The following is a 2,399-nucleotide window of genomic DNA, read 5'->3' on the forward strand; positions in this document are numbered from 1 at the left end:
CACCTTAACTGCGCGTTATGCGTACTAATGAACAAGGAAGAATTAAATTTGAAAGGAAACTGTTTGTGTGGAGAGGTTTCGTTTGAGTTGTCAGGCGAATTACCACCCATCTATCAATGCCATTGTTCTCTGTGTCGCAAGGTATCGGGTTCTTCATCAAATTCAGCGTTGATAGTTGAAGCATCAAATTTTAAGTGGCGTTCCGGCGAACATCAAATTAGGTCATTTTCTACGAAGTCAGGTTTTAAATCCGAGTTTTGCTGTCAATGCGGTAGTCCAGTACCAAATATCAGCTCAAGCGGTGATTCATATTGGGTGCCAGCTGGTCTGCTGTCCGAGCCCGTGGATACAAAAGTTTCCGCTCATGTTTATGTTGGCTCTCACGCTAGTTGGGACGTGGGTTTTGTAAATGACGGTATACCGAAATTTGATACGATGCCAACTGAGAAAGATTGGTTAAAAATATGCAGGTAACGCACGCATAACAAACAGTTTAAGTGGGATTCAGCACGCGTGGCATTTTTGGTATACGGCTGATTTCGGTGTTGAAGTGCCATGCGGAAGCTTGGTCATTGCGTGCTTCACCCCTTAACAGGGCGTTATGTTTTAAAGCCAACCTAGTAATATCAAGGTTGGCTCAGATATTTAGAATACCAGTTCGGTTATATCACCAAAAATTTCTTGTACTTTAAGCGTGTCGCATTCCTGTTCAGCCTTTGAGAGGGATTCATCAGGTAGAAAGTCTACATTTTCTGACTTCATGATCTCAAAGACCTTTTTGTCTTTGTAAGCATTCTTAACGTCTCCATTCAAAAACAGTTGATACAGTAAGAGCCAGTATCGATCTTTTTCATAAAGGTCATCCGTATCAATGATTTTGTTTGCAAAAGCTTTTATTTTTCCATTATCTGGAATAAACGAGTTTAAAATGGTAATCGCAACACAGTCTTTACTATCTAATATTGCTGTCACAATCTCTTCGTTTGGGACGAGATTATTTTTTCTCAATATGTGTAGGGGCCAACACATGCCGTCAGATCTGCTTTGTCGTGCGTTCTCCAAAATAATTGTATTTAGGTTGTTAATATAGATTTCCGGCGCAAGTTCAGCTTTATCAATCAGAGTGTCCAAGAAAGGAATCAATATAGGGTAATGCCATGCTAAGTTTAAAACACACGAATACACTGAGGGAGCAGCATTATCTTGAAGATAGTTTACAATAATGTGTATAGCGTATTTTAATACGCTTCCGTCTGGTGTTGTTTTATTGAGTAATATGGCTTTGTTCAAAAATGAGAGGGCTTCCGCTGAACTGAGTTTTGGTGCATCACTATCATGTTGCAATCGACTAGGAAGTGCTGATTTAAGTTCGATAGTCCATTCATCTTCATGTGGGTGAGGCAATTCAACGATCTTAGTTTTATTCAAATGTAGGGTTAATTTGTACTTTGCTAATTCTTTGCCTAGCAAGAGTATGAACTTATCTGCTTCTTCTCTTGTCTCGCAATAGCATTCATAGTCGTCTATATATCTTTGAAAATCGAATCCAGCGTCAACTAACTGTTGGTCAATTTTTCCTAAAATGGCTTCAACTGCTACGTTAGAGGTAGTTGGTCCAATTGGTATCCCTTGGGTTTCTGCTCTTTTTGTGTTTCGCTGATGGAAGTCATACTGATTAAACCATTCTGCTTGAAATTGGTTTCCTGACTTACGTTTTGCTTCCTCGAATCCGACAAGTGCCCAAGATAAAGAGTGGCTATAGATACTATTGAAACAGTTGGAAATGTCGGTGTGAACTCTAAATTTTTTACCAAAGCTCTTAGCGTGGATCGTATCGATCTTTTCGATAGCGCACCCATAACCCATAATAACGTAACGACCATCCTCGTGATACTCGGGTTTAATTATGCTTCTTTCGTTGTTCTCGATGTGGTTTAGCTTGTCCCAGTGCTCATTTATGTGCTGACATAGTAGGGCATGAGCTTTAGGGTGGACCAATGAAAGAACTCGTGGAACATTGTTATATCTGGTGGCTGTATATTCAACAAGGTCGTAGCCTTTACTTCTAGCTTTGCTATCAGGATTGTGGCCTTTAGGAATATTAGCGATCTGTTCTGCAATCTCTGGAGTAAACCTACGAGTGCTTAAACAAGGGGGCAGTTCACCAATAGTTGTTTTTTGGTTCGGAAAATAATTATGGCGAGTTAATGCTTCATAGAAAGCACGGTGCTTATTAGCTGTCATCTTATGCACTTAAGTATTTAATTAACGTACATAGTGTACGCTAAACTAAAGTCTGATTATATGATACAAGTCAGGTATGGTTACGTGAGGTTAAAACATAACAAAGCATTTAAGAGTGATTCGCAACGCTTGGCAGTTTCGCTTCGCTCAAGTAT

2 protein-coding genes are annotated in these 2,399 nt (G+C 39.7%); one reads left to right on the forward strand and one right to left on the reverse strand.

What is annotated here, in order from left to right; all coding sequences use genetic code 11:
• The coding region (locus KIO97_RS26855) for a GFA family protein (RefSeq protein ID WP_285384438.1) at positions 1-474 on the forward strand (474 nt) is incomplete at its 5' end.
• 171 nt (positions 475-645) lie between these two features.
• Here KIO97_RS26855 and drt4 read toward each other — a convergent pair.
• The gene (drt4, locus tag KIO97_RS26865; protein WP_024699510.1) at positions 646-2,244 is read right to left on the reverse strand and encodes an antiviral reverse transcriptase Drt4; all 1,599 of its coding nucleotides are present in this window, start codon (positions 2,242-2,244) and stop codon (positions 646-648) included.
• Positions 2,245-2,399: the final 155 nt, after the last annotated feature.

The organism is Vibrio sp. B181a, assembly GCF_030248375.1.
GTDB classification, from domain to species: Bacteria; Pseudomonadota; Gammaproteobacteria; order Enterobacterales; family Vibrionaceae; genus Vibrio; species Vibrio campbellii.